At 38.0% G+C, this 15,529-nt stretch carries 16 protein-coding genes; 13 read left to right on the forward strand and 3 right to left on the reverse strand.

The window, feature by feature from the left end:
• Nucleotides 1-227 precede the first annotated feature (227 nt).
• The gene (locus ACPT9C_RS01305; protein ID WP_021034627.1) at nucleotides 228-674 is read left to right on the forward strand and encodes a rhodanese-like domain-containing protein; all 447 of its coding nucleotides are present in this window, start codon (nucleotides 228-230) and stop codon (nucleotides 672-674) included.
• Nucleotides 675-687: 13 nt separating this feature from the next.
• The gene (gene secB / locus ACPT9C_RS01310) at nucleotides 688-1,197 is read left to right on the forward strand and encodes a protein-export chaperone SecB (RefSeq protein ID WP_048946741.1); all 510 of its coding nucleotides are present in this window, start codon (nucleotides 688-690) and stop codon (nucleotides 1,195-1,197) included.
• A gap of 68 nt (nucleotides 1,198-1,265) precedes the next feature.
• Here the strand turns inward: secB and aphA are convergent, their stop codons facing one another.
• The gene (aphA, locus tag ACPT9C_RS01315) at nucleotides 1,266-1,973 is read right to left on the reverse strand and encodes an acid phosphatase AphA (protein ID WP_005630577.1); all 708 of its coding nucleotides are present in this window, start codon (nucleotides 1,971-1,973) and stop codon (nucleotides 1,266-1,268) included.
• A gap of 220 nt (nucleotides 1,974-2,193) precedes the next feature.
• Between aphA and hslV the strand changes: the two genes are divergently transcribed.
• Together hslV and hslU are read left to right on the forward strand one after the other, a co-directional pair.
• The gene (hslV, locus tag ACPT9C_RS01320; RefSeq protein ID WP_021034624.1) at nucleotides 2,194-2,721 is read left to right on the forward strand and encodes an ATP-dependent protease subunit HslV; all 528 of its coding nucleotides are present in this window, start codon (nucleotides 2,194-2,196) and stop codon (nucleotides 2,719-2,721) included.
• 10 nt (nucleotides 2,722-2,731) lie between these two features.
• Nucleotides 2,732-4,066, forward strand: a complete 1,335-nt coding sequence (hslU, locus tag ACPT9C_RS01325; RefSeq protein WP_050948919.1) for an HslU--HslV peptidase ATPase subunit — start codon at nucleotides 2,732-2,734, stop codon at nucleotides 4,064-4,066.
• A gap of 70 nt (nucleotides 4,067-4,136) precedes the next feature.
• Here hslU and ACPT9C_RS01330 read toward each other — a convergent pair whose 3' ends face one another.
• A complete protein-coding gene (locus ACPT9C_RS01330; RefSeq protein ID WP_050948920.1) occupies nucleotides 4,137-5,189 on the reverse strand; it encodes an extracellular solute-binding protein in 1,053 nt (350 codons plus the stop codon).
• A gap of 140 nt (nucleotides 5,190-5,329) precedes the next feature.
• Between ACPT9C_RS01330 and ACPT9C_RS01335 the strand changes: the two genes are divergently transcribed.
• From ACPT9C_RS01335 to ACPT9C_RS01375, 9 genes are all read left to right on the forward strand, one after another.
• The gene (locus tag ACPT9C_RS01335; RefSeq protein ID WP_050948922.1) at nucleotides 5,330-6,625 is read left to right on the forward strand and encodes an NAD(P)/FAD-dependent oxidoreductase; all 1,296 of its coding nucleotides are present in this window, start codon (nucleotides 5,330-5,332) and stop codon (nucleotides 6,623-6,625) included.
• Between the two features lie 163 nt (nucleotides 6,626-6,788).
• Nucleotides 6,789-8,231, forward strand: coding sequence for a DNA recombination protein RmuC (rmuC, locus tag ACPT9C_RS01340; RefSeq protein WP_425627468.1), 1,443 nt, complete (start codon nucleotides 6,789-6,791; stop codon nucleotides 8,229-8,231).
• Between the two features lie 163 nt (nucleotides 8,232-8,394).
• Nucleotides 8,395-8,814: a D-ribose pyranase gene (gene rbsD / locus ACPT9C_RS01345; protein WP_005664526.1), complete on the forward strand. Its 420-nt coding sequence runs from the start codon at nucleotides 8,395-8,397 to the stop codon at nucleotides 8,812-8,814.
• Between the two features lie 13 nt (nucleotides 8,815-8,827).
• Nucleotides 8,828-10,309: a ribose ABC transporter ATP-binding protein RbsA gene (gene rbsA, locus ACPT9C_RS01350; protein WP_425627469.1), complete on the forward strand. Its 1,482-nt coding sequence runs from the start codon at nucleotides 8,828-8,830 to the stop codon at nucleotides 10,307-10,309.
• Between the two features lie 15 nt (nucleotides 10,310-10,324).
• Nucleotides 10,325-11,293, forward strand: a complete 969-nt coding sequence (gene rbsC / locus ACPT9C_RS01355) for a ribose ABC transporter permease (RefSeq protein WP_425627470.1) — start codon at nucleotides 10,325-10,327, stop codon at nucleotides 11,291-11,293.
• Nucleotides 11,294-11,312: 19 nt separating this feature from the next.
• Nucleotides 11,313-12,191 (forward strand): ribose ABC transporter substrate-binding protein RbsB, encoded by an 879-nt coding sequence (rbsB, locus tag ACPT9C_RS01360; RefSeq protein ID WP_005639843.1) that lies wholly within the window; start codon nucleotides 11,313-11,315, stop codon nucleotides 12,189-12,191.
• Between the two features lie 97 nt (nucleotides 12,192-12,288).
• Complete coding sequence (gene rbsK, locus ACPT9C_RS01365) at nucleotides 12,289-13,209, forward strand: ribokinase (protein WP_046067625.1); 921 nt, start codon at nucleotides 12,289-12,291, stop codon at nucleotides 13,207-13,209.
• 27 nt (nucleotides 13,210-13,236) lie between these two features.
• Nucleotides 13,237-14,235, forward strand: a complete 999-nt coding sequence (locus ACPT9C_RS01370) for a substrate-binding domain-containing protein (RefSeq protein ID WP_054457169.1) — start codon at nucleotides 13,237-13,239, stop codon at nucleotides 14,233-14,235.
• A 105-nt stretch (nucleotides 14,236-14,340) separates the two neighbouring features.
• On the forward strand, nucleotides 14,341-14,892 hold the full coding sequence (locus tag ACPT9C_RS01375) for a TIGR00645 family protein (RefSeq protein WP_006995184.1): 552 nt from the start codon (nucleotides 14,341-14,343) through the stop codon (nucleotides 14,890-14,892).
• Nucleotides 14,893-15,031: 139 nt separating this feature from the next.
• On the opposite strand, the gene rraA is transcribed toward ACPT9C_RS01375, so the two are convergent.
• Nucleotides 15,032-15,520 carry a ribonuclease E activity regulator RraA gene (rraA, locus tag ACPT9C_RS01380; protein WP_005649446.1) on the reverse strand — a complete coding sequence of 163 codons (489 nt, stop codon included), beginning with the start codon at nucleotides 15,518-15,520 and terminating at the stop codon, nucleotides 15,032-15,034.
• Nucleotides 15,521-15,529: the final 9 nt, after the last annotated feature.

Below are 15,529 nucleotides of genomic sequence, written 5' to 3' on the forward strand. Positions count from 1 at the left end.
GATTTCTCCTCAGATGAATAAAAATTCTCCAAAAAGTAATCTAACTAAATTAAGTTATTTATCAACAATGGAAAAACAAATTTATGATCTCGATCACATAATTTTTTGTTGATTGTATAACCTTTCTTTATGCAAGTACGGAATTTAAGCATAATTTTTTTGAAAGATAACCCAAGTGCGGTTATACTTGGGAACTATTTTTTTATACGGTATTAATAGAGAACACAATGCAAGAATTTATCTCAATGGCAACAGAGTTTGCTCAAAAACATACTCTTTTAGCAGTTTCTTGGTTTGCGATTTTCGTAATGGTAATTTATACATTCTACAAAGGCGCAACGAGTAAATTTAAAGTAATTACGCACAATGAAGTTATTCGGTTAATAAATTCCGATGAAGCCATTGTGGTAGATTTACGTAGTCTTGAAGAATTTCAACGTGGACATATCATTAATAGTATTAATGTGCTTCCAAGCGAAATTAAAAATCAAAACATCGGAAAATTGGAGACCCATAAAGAAAAAGCTCTTATATTAGTCGATACAAATGGTACTTCAGCCTCTGCTTCTGCAGTATTTTTAACCAAACAAGGTTTTAATTCTGTATTTGTGTTGAAAGAAGGCCTTTCCGCGTGGGTAGCAGCAAATTTACCTTTAGTTAAAAAACATAAATAATAAGGAATAGAAAATGTCAGAACAAAAACAAGACGTTGCAGCAACAGAAGAACAACAACCGGTTCTTCAAATTCAACGTATTTATGTGAAAGATGTGTCTTTTGAAGCACCAAATCTTCCGCATATTTTCCAACAAGAATGGAAACCAAAACTTGGTTTTGATTTAAGCACTGAAACGACTCAAGTTGGTGATGACTTATATGAAGTGGTATTAAACATTTCTGTTGAAACTACACTTGAAGATAGTGGCGATGTAGCATTTATTTGCGAAGTTAAACAAGCAGGCGTGTTCACTATTAGTGGTTTAGAAGATGTTCAAATGGCACATTGTTTAACCTCTCAATGCCCGAATATGCTTTTCCCTTATGCACGTGAATTAGTATCTAACTTAGTAAATCGTGGTACGTTCCCTGCATTAAACTTATCTCCAGTAAACTTTGATGCATTGTTTGTTGAATATATGAATCGCCAACAAGCAGAAAATGCAGAAGAAAAACCTGAAGAAGAACAAACTAAACATTAATTAAATAGCAAAACAAAAGGCAAGTTAGAAATCCTAGCTTGCCTTTTTTGTTGCTAAAGTGCGGTCAATTAATAGCTTGAATTAATTAACACTTCTTCGCCATAGCCGCCTAAAGTTGGCATTGGTTGATAAGTTGAGTTTGCGGCACGCATTAAACGAATACCACGAACACCTGCTTCTTTAGCTGCTAGTACATCATCATCGCTATCGCCATAGTGAATACTCACTTTATGTGAAATGATTGCAGGCGTTTTGTTATATTTTGTTGTACGTTCACGGCTGCCCATAAATTCAACTGGGTGCATATTCTTAATATTGAACGTTTTTTCTAAAATTGGTGTTACGCCATCTACTTTACCTGCAGTACGGCCAGTGAAAAAGTAAACTTGGTCGCCACGTGCTTGATGCATATTAATTAAATCTATGGCAATTTGTTTAGGAATAGAATATTTATCGCAACCTGCGTTTACTTCATTCCAGAAATCTTGATTTTTCAAATAATCGTGTTTACCTGGTGAGAATTTTTGTTGTCCGTGGTAGAAGCAAGGGCTGCTGAAAAGCACAGTATCATCAATATCAAAGCTTACATTAATTGGTGCTTTACCTTCTAAACTTTGCTTGATTTGATCAACACTAATCCAATGAATTGCTTGCTCTTGTAACATTTCACGAGCATTAGTGCCAGATTGAGTATAAGGTTCAGTTTTACCTGCCATCGCTGGAACTGCAGCTGCAGTTAAAAGTGCGATTACAGATAATTTCATGATGTTTTTCATTGTGTTTCCTCACAAATGTTGATTTAAAAATCGTCCACATCATACACTTTTTTAATATGCATTCAATGACTAGCAATCGTTTGCTAGTTCAAAGTATGATCCAGTTCACATTTTTATTTATGAGTGAAGAATAAATCGTCAATATAAATTTTCCTCTTGAATTTAATCAATTTGTCGCCATATAACGAACAACTTTTCACTTTATAAAAAGGACTGAATAATGACAACGATTGTAAGCGTACGTCGCAATGGACAAGTCGTCGTAGGCGGTGATGGACAAGTTTCTTTAGGCAATACCGTAATGAAAGGTAATGCCCGTAAAGTACGCCGTTTATATAATGGCAAAGTGCTTGCTGGTTTTGCAGGTGGCACGGCTGATGCATTCACGCTTTTTGAATTATTTGAACGTAAACTTGAAATGCACCAAGGGCATTTGCTAAAAAGTGCGGTGGAATTAGCGAAAGATTGGCGTACAGATCGCGCACTTCGTAAGTTAGAAGCGATGTTAATTGTGGCGGATGAAAAAGAAAGCTTAATCATCACGGGTATTGGCGATGTAGTTCAACCAGAAGAAGATCAAATTTTAGCCATTGGGTCTGGTGGTAACTATGCGTTATCTGCGGCACGTGCGTTAGTGGAAAATACTGAACTTTCTGCACGTGAAATTGTTGAAAAATCTTTGAAAATTGCTGGCGATATTTGCGTATTCACAAATACCCATTTCACTATTGAAGAATTACCAAATTAAGGAAAAAGCTATGTCTGAAATGACTCCTCGCGAAATAGTTTCTGAATTAGATCAACATATTATTGGTCAAGCCGATGCAAAACGTGCTGTGGCGATTGCGTTGCGTAACCGTTGGCGTCGTATGCAGCTTCAAGAACCTTTGCGTCACGAAGTAACGCCAAAAAATATTTTAATGATTGGCCCAACTGGCGTGGGTAAAACTGAAATTGCGCGCCGTTTAGCCAAATTAGCTAACGCACCATTTATCAAAGTTGAAGCAACGAAATTTACCGAAGTGGGCTATGTGGGGAAAGAGGTGGATTCCATTATTCGTGATTTAACGGATAGTGCGATGAAGCTTGTTCGCCAGCAGGAAGTTGCGAAGAACAGAGCAAGAGCTGAAGATGCGGCTGAAGAGCGTATTTTGGATGCTTTACTTCCTCCAGCTAAAAATCAATGGGGCGAAGTTGAAAGCAATGATAGTCACAGCAGTACTCGTCAAGCGTTCCGTAAAAAATTACGTGAAGGTCAATTAGATGATAAAGAAATTGAAATTGATGTGTCTGCTGGCGTGTCTATGGGTGTTGAAATTATGGCTCCTCCAGGCATGGAAGAAATGACAAATCAGTTGCAATCATTGTTCCAAAATTTAGGTTCAGACAAAACGAAAAAACGCAAAATGAAAATTAAAGATGCGTTAAAAGCGTTGATTGATGATGAAGCAGCGAAATTAATTAACCCTGAAGAACTTAAACAAAAAGCCATTGATGCTGTAGAACAAAACGGTATCGTCTTCATCGATGAAATCGACAAAATTTGTAAGAAAGGCGAATACAGTGGGGCTGATGTATCGCGTGAAGGCGTGCAACGTGATTTACTTCCGTTAGTGGAGGGTTCGACAGTTAGCACCAAACACGGAATGGTAAAAACCGATCACATCTTATTTATTGCATCTGGTGCATTCCAAGTTGCCCGTCCTTCAGATTTGATTCCAGAGTTGCAGGGGCGTTTGCCGATTCGTGTTGAACTTACCGCATTAAGTGCGGCAGATTTTGAGCGTATTTTAACGGAGCCACATGCCTCTTTAACCGAGCAATATAAAGCGTTGATGGCAACAGAAGGCGTGAATATTGAATTTACAACAGAGGCGGTTAAGAAAATTGCTGAGGCTGCATTCCGTGTGAATGAAAAAACGGAAAATATCGGTGCACGCCGTTTGCATACGGTAATGGAGCGTTTAATGGATAAAATTTCTTTCAGCGCAAGTGATATGAATGGTCAAACGGTCAATATTGATGCAGCTTATGTTGCGGATGCACTTGGCGAAGTGGTTGAAAATGAAGATTTGAGTCGTTTTATTCTTTAAGGATAAAAATTTTACATATAAAAAGTGCGGTAAATTTTTACCGCACTTTTTTGTTTTCTGCATAGAGAAACTAATTAGTTTTTAATTTACTCCAATATTTTTCATAAATATCGACAGCTTCTCCTACATCGCCTTGCATAATTCCTTTTTCTACTTCTTCCGCTGGTGGGAATAATTTTGGATCATTAGCGACTTCCGCACTTAGCAGTGTTTTCGCCCCATTATTTGGCATAGAAAAGCCCATACGTTCAATAACAATTTTTGCATTTTCAGGGCGAAGTAAAAAGTCGATGAACTTATGCGCCCCTTCCACGTTTTTTGCCGAACTTGGAATAGCGTAGTTATCCATCCAGAAAATAGCCCCTTCTTTTGGATAAACAAATTGCAAAGATGGATTTTCTTTCTGAGCTAAGTAAGCTGAACCATTCCAAATCATCCCAATTGTAGCTTCGCCTTGTACGTAAGGGACTTCTGGCGAATCAGAGTTAAAGGTCGCTACATTTGGTAACAGTTTTTCTAAACGCTCATAAGCTGTTTTGATGTCTTCTTCATTGGTGGTATTTGGCGATTTACCATCAAGTAATAATGCTACATGGAACACTTCACGGGCATCACTGGTCATAAGAACTTTACCTTTAAATTCAGGTTTCCATAAATCCGCCCAGCTCGTGATGGTTTTAGGATCAATTTCATCTGCATTAACTTCAATACCTGTTAAGCCGTAAACATAGGGTAATGAATATTTATTTTCTGGGTCGAATTCTTTATGTAATAAATGTTTAGGAATTTGATGAATATTGGTCAATTTACTTTGATCAATCGGTTGAAGCATCTTTTCCTTAATCATTTTATTTACGTAGTAACTTGATGGAAACACCAAATCATAGCCAGAACCCGTATTTTGAGTAAGTTTGAGTTTCGCGTACATTTCTTCGTTGCTTTCAAAGGTAGAATAAATTACCTCGATGCCAGTTTCTTTAGAGAACTGAGCGACTAAATCAGAAGGGACATAGTCTGTCCAGTTATAGACGTAAAGTTTGTTGTTGGCAAAGGCTGAAACCGCGAAAAGTGCGGTGGTGGAAAGGAAAAGATTTTTGAGTGAGTGAGCAAAGAATTTTTTCAATTTATTGACCTCCAAGGGTTATGATTCATTATTCAACGCACAATTTTTGCGCGTGCGCAGTATAGCATTTTTTTCTAAAAGGTTTGACATATTTCCCTTTAGGGGTAAGATTTTGCCAGTTTTTTCCTAAGAGATTTTTTATGCTTAATTTTGCCTATCAAGAACACGTTCGCTCTTATTATTTCGATTCTCGTAACCAAGATTTTCAATTTCCCCCACTTACTCAAATTGAACATACTGATGTATGTGTGATCGGGGCTGGATTTTTTGGTTTATCTGCAGCATTAGAACTGGCTGAAAAAGGGAAAAAAGTCATTGTATTAGAGGGTGCTAGAGTAGGATTTGGGGCTTCTGGTCGTAGTGGTGGGCAGGCAATTAATGGCTTTGAAGAAGGCATTGATGAATACGTTAAACAAGTTGGCGAAGATAAAGCACATAAACTTTGGAATATGTCATTAGAGGCCATTGATATTATTGATGAACGTATTGAAAAATATGGCATTCAATGCGATTGGAAAAAAGGCTATGCCACATTGGCATTAAATGAACGTCGAATGGATGACTTAATTCAAATTGAAAAAGAAAGTCATGAGAATTTTGGCTATCAGAATATGCAACTTTGGGATAAAGCTAAATTAAAACAGCACTTAGGCAGTGATATTTATGTGGGCGGCTTATTTGATAGTAACTCTGGGCATTTGCATCCACTTAATTATTGCTTAGGTTTAGCGAAAGCTTGTGTTGATCTGGGTGTTCAGATTTTTGAACAATCTCCTGTAGTGGATACGGTTGAGAAAAATGGTTGCGTTGAGGTTAAAACAGCTAAAAGTGCGGTTATTTCTCAAGACGTTATTTTAGCCACCAATGCTTATATTGATGCACTCCCGAAATCTATTCATCACGGCATTAATCGTAAAATATTACCTGTAGAAAGTTTTATTATCGCCACAGAGCCGTTAAGCCAAGCAGTTGCTGATTCTATTATTAATAATGGTATGTCGGTGTGCGATAACAATTTATTATTAGACTATTATCGTTTAAGTGCGGACAATCGTCTGCTTTTTGGTAGTGATTCTAGATCAGAAAAAGATATGGTCGCGATTATGCGGAAAAATATGTTGCGCGTATTTCCGCAACTTGAAAATGTCAAAATCGATTATGGCTGGGCAGGCCCCATTGATATGACATTAAATTCAACGCCACATTTTGGTCGTATTTCTCCGCACATTTATTTTGCTCATGGTTATTCTGGTCACGGTGTTGCTTTGACTGGTCTTGCAGGACGAATTGTAGCGGAGGCGATTTTGGGAGACGATGAACGTTTATCTATTTTTGAAGGTCTGAAAGTCCCCTCTGTTTATGGTGGTCGAATTATCAAAGATCTTGCGACAAAGATTGGTGTGCAGTATTACAAGTTTTTAGATAAATACCGTTAAAATACAACAATGTTTTTCTAAAGCATTGCCATCAAAATTGACTAGAATAATTAATTTTTGTATGGGCATAAATTCTAAATCAGTTAAAAAATTTACCGCACTTTAAAGCAGAATTAAAATAATATTTTTCACTACAATTTGTGTTTTCCATTAAGAGAGAGATATGTCAGAAAATTTGTTACTTTTCAGCTTGTTAGCTGTTGTTATTATATTGATTTTATTACTTATTCTACGCCAGCAAAAATATACACATCTTCATCAAGAATTATCGAAAACGACTCAAGATTATAATCAGCTTGCCAGTAAATTTGATGAACTTAGTAGCATTAAAAACCAGTTTGAACAACAAACAATTAAAATACAGACTGAAAATCAAGGGCTGCAATATCGTTTAACTGAACGTGATGAACAAATACATCATCTCACGCAAGAACGACAAAATTTGACTGAAAAATTGACCGCACTTTCTCAAGAATTAACAGGATTAAAAACAACCTTAGCAGAGAAAGAAAAGCATTTTTCAGAGCAACAACAGAACTTTGAACAATCCAAGCAGCAATTAGGTGTGGAATTCCAAAATCTAGCCAATCGGATTTTAGATGAAAAAAGTCGATCATTTAGTCAATCAAATCAAACTGCTTTGGAAACCTTGCTCAAGCCTTTCCGTGAGCAAATTGAAGGTTTCCAAAAACGGGTCAATGAAATTCACTCCGAATCCGTGAAAGGCAATGCAGGCTTGGAAGCTGAAATCAAAAAAGTGCTGGAAATTGGTCTGAATATGTCGCAAGAGGCGAGTAATTTAACTTCAGCGCTGAAAGGCGAAAAGAAAACTTTAGGCAACTGGGGCGAAGTGCAATTAGAACGCGCTTTGCAACTGGCTGGACTTGAAGAAAATATGCATTACCGCGCTCAAGCGCATTTTAAAGATGAACAAGGTGGACGAAATTATCCTGATTTTGTGTTGAATCTACCTGATGAGAAACATTTAATTATCGATAGCAAAATGTCGTTGGTGGCTTATGAAAGTGCGGTAAATTCTGAGGATGATTTTGAACGTGAGCGTTTACTAAAAGAACATATTTCCGCATTAAAAACCCATATTAACGATCTGCATAAAAAAGATTACAGCAATCTTATTGGCATGCGTAGCCCAAATTTTGTTCTTATGTTTATTGCAGTGGAACCTGCGTATATTGAAGCTTTAAAAGCTGATCCTGCTTTATTTAATTATGGTTATGAACGTAACGTAATTATGGTTTCTCACACTACATTAATGCCGATTTTACGCACCGTGGCAAACCTGTGGCGTATCGAACGTGGTAATGCTGAGGCAAAAGAAATTGCTGAAAAAGCGGGCGAAATCTATAACCAAATTTGTTTGGTGGCAGAGCGTTTAAGTAAACTCGGCAATACGCTTTCCACTGTCAGCAACCAATACAACAGCACCGTCACCGCACTTGTTGGCCAACAAGGATTAGTTGGCAAAGTAGAACGATTTAAAACCCTTTCCGCAAAAGCCAATAAAACAATGCCCGATGTGGACTTATTGAATAATCAGCTGGATTTGGCTAGATTGAATGTCTTAAATCAAGAAAATCTTCAATAATTTATTCTCCGATTGAATGTAAATTTGGTCGGAGAATTTTTTATCCTATCTAGAAATTTTGTGATCAATATCCCAAATTTGAAATTTCTTAGTTGTTTTTCTATTTTTGTTCTTTATATTTATCTTATCGAAACGTTTCGATAAAGATGGAAAGAGGAAATATATGAAAAAAACAATGTTATTAAATGCACAACTTTCTCGTTGTATCGCTTCTGTTGGTCACACAGAAAGTTTGACGATTTGCGATGCGGGACTTCCAATTCCGTTAAGTGTGGAACGTATCGATCTCGCATTAACTGCGGGTGTACCAAGTTTTCTACAAACGTTGAATGTAGTAACGAATGAAATGTATGTTGAACGCGTTGTTATTGCAGAAGAAATTAAAGAAAAAAATCCAGAAATATTGACCGCACTTTTAACACAACTTCAACAACTTGAAAGCCATCAGGGTAATCAAATACAAGTGGAATTTGTATCGCACGAAACTTTTAAAAAATTCACCCTCGAAAGTAAAGCTATTGTTCGTACTGGCGAATGTTCACCTTATGCCAATGTGATTTTATATTCTGGCGTGCCATTTTAATCAGGGTGAAATTATGGAAACTTTACTCAAAATTAGTGGTGTTGATAAGTCATTTCCAGGTGTGAAAGCCTTGAATAATGCCTGTTTATCTGTTTACGCTGGACGCGTAATGGCATTGATGGGGGAAAATGGGGCGGGTAAATCGACTTTGATGAAGGTGCTTACTGGTATTTATTCTAAAGATGCAGGCACAATTGAGTATCTTAATCGATCAGTTAATTTCAATGGACCTAAAGCCTCACAGGAAGCTGGCATTAGTATTATTCACCAAGAACTGAATTTGGTCGGTAATCTCACGATTGCAGAAAACATTTTCCTTGGTCGTGAATTTAAAACCTCGTGGGGAGCGATTAACTGGCAGAAAATGCACCAAGAAGCAGACAATCTACTTGCACGTTTGGGGGTAACTCACAGCAGTAAACAGCTTTGCGCTGAACTTTCTATTGGTGAGCAACAAATGGTGGAGATAGCCAAAGCCTTAAGTTTTGAATCCAAAGTTATCATTATGGATGAACCAACCGATGCGCTCACAGATACGGAGACCGAAGCCCTATTCAATGTGATTCGTGAACTCAAAGCAGAAAATCGTGGCATTGTTTATATCTCTCATCGTTTAAAAGAAATTTTCCAAATTTGTGATGATGTGACGGTTTTACGCGATGGTCAATTTATCGGTGAACGCATTGTGGCAGAAATTACAGAAGATGATTTAATTGAAATGATGGTTGGTCGTCGTCTTGATGAACAATATCCGCATTTATCACAAGAAAAAGGCGAATGTGTATTGGATGTGAAACATGTGAGCGGAAGCGGCATTGATGATGTTTCCTTCAAATTGCATGCCGGTGAAATTGTTGGTGTCTCGGGCTTAATGGGCGCGGGTAGAACGGAACTCGGCAAGCTACTTTACGGTGCTTTGCCAAAAACGGCGGGAAAAGTGCGGTTAAAAAATCAAGAGATTGAGAATCTCAGTCCGCAAGATGGTTTGGATAATGGTATTGTATATATTTCTGAAGATCGTAAAGGTGATGGCTTGGTTTTAGGAATGTCAGTAAAAGAAAATATGTCGCTCACATCGCTCGATCATTTTTCACAAAAAGGCGGTATTCGTCATCAAGCGGAAAAAATGGCAGTAGATGACTTTATTCTGATGTTTAACATTAAAACACCTAATCGTGATCAACAAGTAGGTTTGCTATCTGGTGGAAATCAACAAAAAGTGGCAATTGCTCGTGGATTAATGACTCGCCCAAATGTGTTGATTTTAGATGAACCAACTCGTGGCGTAGATGTCGGCGCGAAGAAAGAAATTTATCAGTTGATTAACGAATTTAAGAAAGAGGGGTTGAGTATTTTAATGATCTCATCTGATATGCCAGAAGTGCTTGGTATGAGTGATCGCATTTTGGTTATGCGAGAAGGCAGAATCAGTGCAGAATTTTCTCGTGAAGAGGCAACTCAAGAAAAATTATTAGCAGCAGCTATCGGTAAATAAGCGTAGGTAAATATGATGAAAACTGAAACATCTTCTATCCAAATAGGCAAATTTTTGATTGAACAACGATCTTTTATTGCATTGATTATTCTTATTGCGATTGTATCAATGATTAATCCCGATTTTTTCAGTGTAGATAATATTTTGAATATTTTACGTCAAACTTCGGTTAATGCGATTATTGCAGTGGGGATGACCTTTGTTATTTTAATTGCAGGTATAGATCTTTCTGTGGGGTCTGTATTGGCATTGACTGGCGCTATTGCAGCCTCAATGGTAAGTCTTGAATTGCCTATTTTTTTAGTAATTCCTGTGGTTTTATTGATTGGAACACTTCTTGGTAGCATAAGTGGCGTAATTGTTGCAAAGGGAAAAGTTCAGGCGTTTATTGCTACCTTGGTTACCATGACCTTACTACGTGGTATAACAATGGTTTATACAGATGGTCGTCCTATTACGACAGGTTTTTCGGATAATGCTGATCTATTTGCCAGTATTGGTACAGGCTATTTTTTAGGTATCCCAGTACCAATTTGGATTATGAGTATCGTGTTTGCTGTCGCTTGGTATATTTTAAAACACACGCCTATTGGTCGTTATATCTACGCGCTCGGTGGTAATGAATCAGCAACTCAACTTTCTGGTATTAATGTCAATAAAATCAAAGTATTTGTTTTTGCGGTGAGTGGATTTCTTTCTGCATTAGCAGGTTTAATTGTTACTTCACGTTTATCTTCTGCTCAACCCACTGCTGGCGTATCTTATGAATTAGATGCAATTGCTGCCGTGGTAGTCGGTGGAACCAGTTTGATGGGGGGAAAAGGTCGTGTAATGGGAACTCTCATCGGTGCATTAATCATCGGATTTTTAAACAATGCATTAAATTTATTAGATATTTCATCTTACTATCAAATGATAGCAAAAGCGTTGGTTATTTTGGTTGCTGTTTTAGCCGATAACTATCTTGGTACAAAAAAACTGTAACTCACTTTAAGGAGAAACTATGAAAAAACTAACCGCACTTACTTCTGCTGTATTATTAGGTTTGGCTGTTTCTGGCTCTGCTTCTGCACAAGACACAATCGCTTTGGCAGTATCTACATTAGATAACCCATTTTTTGTAACGTTAAAAGATGGCGCACAGAAAAAAGCGGATGAATTAGGTTATAAGTTAGTGGTGCTTGATTCACAAAATGACCCTGCTAAAGAATTAGCTAATGTTGAAGATTTAACTGTGCGTGGTGCAAAAATATTATTGATCAATCCAACTGATTCTGAAGCAGTTGGCAACGCAGTGGCGATTGCAAACCGTAAGCATATTCCAGTAATTACATTAGATCGTGGCGCAGCTAAAGGAAACGTAGTGAGCCATATTGCATCTGACAATATCGCAGGTGGTAAAATGGCAGGTGATTTTATCGCACAGAAATTAGGCGATAATGCCAAGGTGATTCAACTTGAAGGTATTGCGGGAACATCTGCAGCACGCGAACGAGGCGAGGGTTTCAAACAAGCTATTGATGCTCATAAATTCAATGTGCTTGCCAGTCAGCCAGCAGATTTTGATCGAACAAAAGGTTTGAATGTAACGGAAAATTTGTTGGCATCTAAAGGTGATGTTCAAGCAATTTTTGCGCAAAATGATGAAATGGCATTAGGTGCATTGCGTGCGGTGAAAGCAGCAAATAAAAAAGTCCTTATCGTAGGTTTTGATGGTACCGATGATGGAGTAAAAGCTGTAAAAAGTGGCAAAATGGCGGCAACTATCGCACAACAACCCGAGCTTATTGGTTCATTAGGTGTTGTTACCGCTGATAAAATCTTAAAGGGCGAAAAAGTTGAAGCGAAAATTCCAGTAGATTTGAAAGTAATAAGCGAATAATCTATCTACTGAATAAGCTCGTTATATCACATTATGGGGCAAATTATATTTGTCCCATTGTGTAGAAAGAAAAAATATAACAATACAGGATAAAATAATGAGAAAAACCCTCACGGTTCTCGGTAGTATCAATGCTGATCACGTTATTTCTGTGCCTTACTTTGCTAAACCCGGTGAAACGCTAACTGGTCAAAATTATCAAATTGCCTATGGTGGCAAAGGTGCCAATCAAGCAGTGGCGGCTGCTCGCTTAGGGGCAAAGGTAGCGTTCATTAGTTGTATTGGATCAGATAGCATTGGCGAAACAATGAAAAATGCGTTTGCCAAGGAAAGGATTGATACAACCCATATTAGTACCGTTTCACAGGAAATGACAGGAATGGCATTTATTCAAGTTGCCCAATCGGGCGAGAACAGTATTGTGCTGGCTAGCGGTGCAAATGCACATTTGGGTGAGATAGTTGTTCGTCAAAGTGAGGCGCAAATTGCACAATCGGATTGCTTGTTAATGCAATTAGAAACCCCACTTTCTGGTGTGGAGCTTGCTGCTCAAATCGCTAAGAAAAATGGTGTTCAGGTTGTGCTAAATCCTGCTCCAGCGCAGATTTTATCGGACGAATTATTGAGTTTGATTGATATTATTACACCAAATGAAACAGAAGCTGAAATCTTAACGGGGGTAGCGGTAACTGACGAGCAAAGTGCGGTGAAAGCTGCGAGTGTTTTTCACGATAAAGGTATTGAAACCGTGATGATTACCCTTGGCGCGAAAGGCGTGTTTGTCAGTCGAAAAGGTAAAAGCCGCATCATTAAGGGCTTTTGTGTGCAAGCAATAGATACTACCGCAGCTGGTGATACATTTAATGGCGGTTTTGTTACGGCTTTATTGGAAGAAAAATCCTTTGATGAAGCCATTCGTTTTGGGCAAGCTGCCGCTGCGATTAGTGTGACGAAAAAAGGGGCTCAATCCTCTATTCCAACGCGTCAAGAAACTTTAGATTTTCTTGAATACGCTTAAAGTGCGGTGAATTTTTAGGGTGTTTTTATGGCGACAATGAAAGATATTGCACGACTGGCGCAAGTTTCGACTTCCACAGTTTCACATGTCATTAATGGATCGCGTTTTGTTAGCGATGAAATTCGTGAGAAAGTGATGCGTATTGTCGCTGAACTGAATTACACCCCCTCAGCTGTTGCACGAAGTCTTAAGGTGCGCGAAACCAAAACTATCGGGCTACTTGTCACCGCAACAAATAATCCATTCTTTGCAGAAGTGATGGCTGGCGTGGAGCAATATTGTCAGCAGCATCAATATAATCTTATTATTGCTGCCACTGGTGGCGATGCCAAACGCCTACAACAAAATCTGCAAACTCTAATGCACAAACAAGTGGATGGTTTGCTTTTGATGTGTGGTGATAGCCGTTTTCAGGCTGATATAGAGTTAGCCATTTCGCTACCACTCGTTGTGATGGACTGGTGGTTTACTGAGTTAAATGCAGATAAAATACTCGAAAATTCAGCACTTGGTGGCTATTTGGCGACAAAAGCATTAATTGATGCAGGACATCGTAAAATTGGCATTATTACGGGAAATCTCAAAAAATCTGTCGCACAAAATCGTTTGCAAGGTTATAAAAATGCGCTATCGGAAGCAAAAATTGCGTTAAATCCTCATTGGATTGTCGAAAGTCATTTTGACTTTGAAGGCGGTGTACTTGGCATACAATCTTTACTTACTCAATCTTCACGTCCAACAGCAGTTTTTTGTTGTAGTGACACCATTGCTGTCGGTGCATACCAAGCTATTCAGCAACAAGGCTTACGTATTCCGCAAGATCTTTCAATTATGGGCTATGATGACATTGAATTGGCTCGTTATCTCTCGCCTCCTCTCTCCACCATTTGCCAACCGAAAGCTGAACTTGGCAAACTCGCTGTTGAAACACTATTGCAACGAATTAAAAATCCTAATGAAAATTACCGCACTTTGGTGTTAGAACCGACTTGTGTGTTAAGAGAGTCTATTTACAGTTTCAAATAAAATTAGAATAACTCAATTTCCTTATTGCTATTTTCAAAAAAACTGCTATTTTCTTGCGGTTTTTTTGTTTATTTAACCCACTGTTTAATTTAGGAATAAAATCTTATGAAAGAAAACAAACCTGTTGATCCTTATGCGAAATATAACGAACAATCGAATATTATCGCGAAAATAATTTTTGCTAGTCGCTGGTTGCAAGTGCCGATTTATTTGGGCTTGATTGTCACCCTTGCAATCTACTCTTATAAATTTATCAAAGGATTATGGGCGTTGGTGATTAATGTCAATGATATGGATTCCAACACAATTATGTTAGGCGTGTTGAATTTGATTGATGTCGTGATGATCGCCAACTTGCTTGTGATGGTGACTATCGGTGGCTATGAAATCTTTGTATCTAAATTGCGTACACGTAATCACCCCGATCAGCCTGAATGGATGAGCCACGTAAATGCCACCGTGTTGAAAGTTAAACTTTCTATGTCTATTATCGGCATTTCATCTATCCATATGTTGCAAACTTTTGTGAATGCAAGCAATATGCCAGAAAAAACGATGATGTGGCAGTTATTGTTGCACTTGGGCTTTTTAGTGTCGGCAATTGCTTTAGCTTATACGGACAAAATTTTGTATAGCACAAGCCATAAAACGCATTAAAAATTTACCGCACTTTTAACCCCGTTCAAATTGAACGGGGTTTTATATATCATATAGTTACAATTTAATTTTTTAGTATCATACGCCGTTTAGAATAGGAAAGCTTAAATAAAATACTAAGATGTTAATCAAGTAGAAATTAATCTTCTAAATCTAGAGGCTCTTGCGAAAGTATAATTCCTGTCAGATCTGCGTAAATATAATCTTCTGGGAAAAAGGTTACGCCACCAAAATTCACTGGAATATCACTCTCGCCAGCACTGCTTTCATCTGCACTAACTGGAATTGGCGCAAGGGCATGAATACCAATATCGAGGTTTTCTAATTGCTGAATTTGGCGTACTGCACCATATACAATAATGCCTTCCCAACCATTATCAACGGCAAGTTGAGCCAATTCTGCATCAATCAAACCACGGCGTACCGCACCACCGCCATCAATGACAAGCACTCGACCTTCGCCGTTTTCTTCTAATACTTCAGCAATTAATCCATTACTTTCAAAGCATTTTACTGTAGTGACTTTACCGTAAAAATGACTTACACCACCAAAGCTTGAAAAAATTGGCTCCACGACATCCACTTGTTCTGCATAAAGATCGCAAAGTTCTGAAGTATCAATAAACATAACTTTCCC

This window comes from Haemophilus sp. HN_Hi16 (genome assembly GCF_049823435.1).
Classification (GTDB): domain Bacteria; phylum Pseudomonadota; class Gammaproteobacteria; order Enterobacterales; family Pasteurellaceae; genus Haemophilus; species Haemophilus influenzae_D.

Bases quoted from the DNA above. Each gene is read 5' to 3' on its own strand.
- ACPT9C_RS01305 (WP_021034627.1), top strand. From the start codon at position 228: ATGCAAGAATTTATCTCAATGGCAACAGAGTTTGCTCAAAAACATACT.
- rbsK (WP_046067625.1), top strand. From the start codon at position 12,289: ATGAGAAAAACCCTCACGGTTCTCGGTAGTATCAATGCTGATCACGTT.
- ACPT9C_RS01375 (WP_006995184.1), top strand. From the start codon at position 14,341: ATGAAAGAAAACAAACCTGTTGATCCTTATGCGAAATATAACGAACAA.
- rbsD (WP_005664526.1), top strand. From the start codon at position 8,395: ATGAAAAAAACAATGTTATTAAATGCACAACTTTCTCGTTGTATCGCT.
- ACPT9C_RS01335 (WP_050948922.1), top strand. From the start codon at position 5,330: ATGCTTAATTTTGCCTATCAAGAACACGTTCGCTCTTATTATTTCGAT.
- aphA (WP_005630577.1), bottom strand. From the start codon at position 1,973: ATGAAAAACATCATGAAATTATCTGTAATCGCACTTTTAACTGCAGCT.
- rbsB (WP_005639843.1), top strand. From the start codon at position 11,313: ATGAAAAAACTAACCGCACTTACTTCTGCTGTATTATTAGGTTTGGCT.
- rbsC (WP_425627470.1), top strand. From the start codon at position 10,325: ATGAAAACTGAAACATCTTCTATCCAAATAGGCAAATTTTTGATTGAA.
- secB (WP_048946741.1), top strand. From the start codon at position 688: ATGTCAGAACAAAAACAAGACGTTGCAGCAACAGAAGAACAACAACCG.
- ACPT9C_RS01370 (WP_054457169.1), top strand. From the start codon at position 13,237: ATGGCGACAATGAAAGATATTGCACGACTGGCGCAAGTTTCGACTTCC.
- hslV (WP_021034624.1), top strand. From the start codon at position 2,194: ATGACAACGATTGTAAGCGTACGTCGCAATGGACAAGTCGTCGTAGGC.
- rmuC (WP_425627468.1), top strand. From the start codon at position 6,789: ATGTCAGAAAATTTGTTACTTTTCAGCTTGTTAGCTGTTGTTATTATA.
- rraA (WP_005649446.1), bottom strand. From the start codon at position 15,520: ATGTTTATTGATACTTCAGAACTTTGCGATCTTTATGCAGAACAAGTG.
- rbsA (WP_425627469.1), top strand. From the start codon at position 8,828: ATGGAAACTTTACTCAAAATTAGTGGTGTTGATAAGTCATTTCCAGGT.
- hslU (WP_050948919.1), top strand. From the start codon at position 2,732: ATGTCTGAAATGACTCCTCGCGAAATAGTTTCTGAATTAGATCAACAT.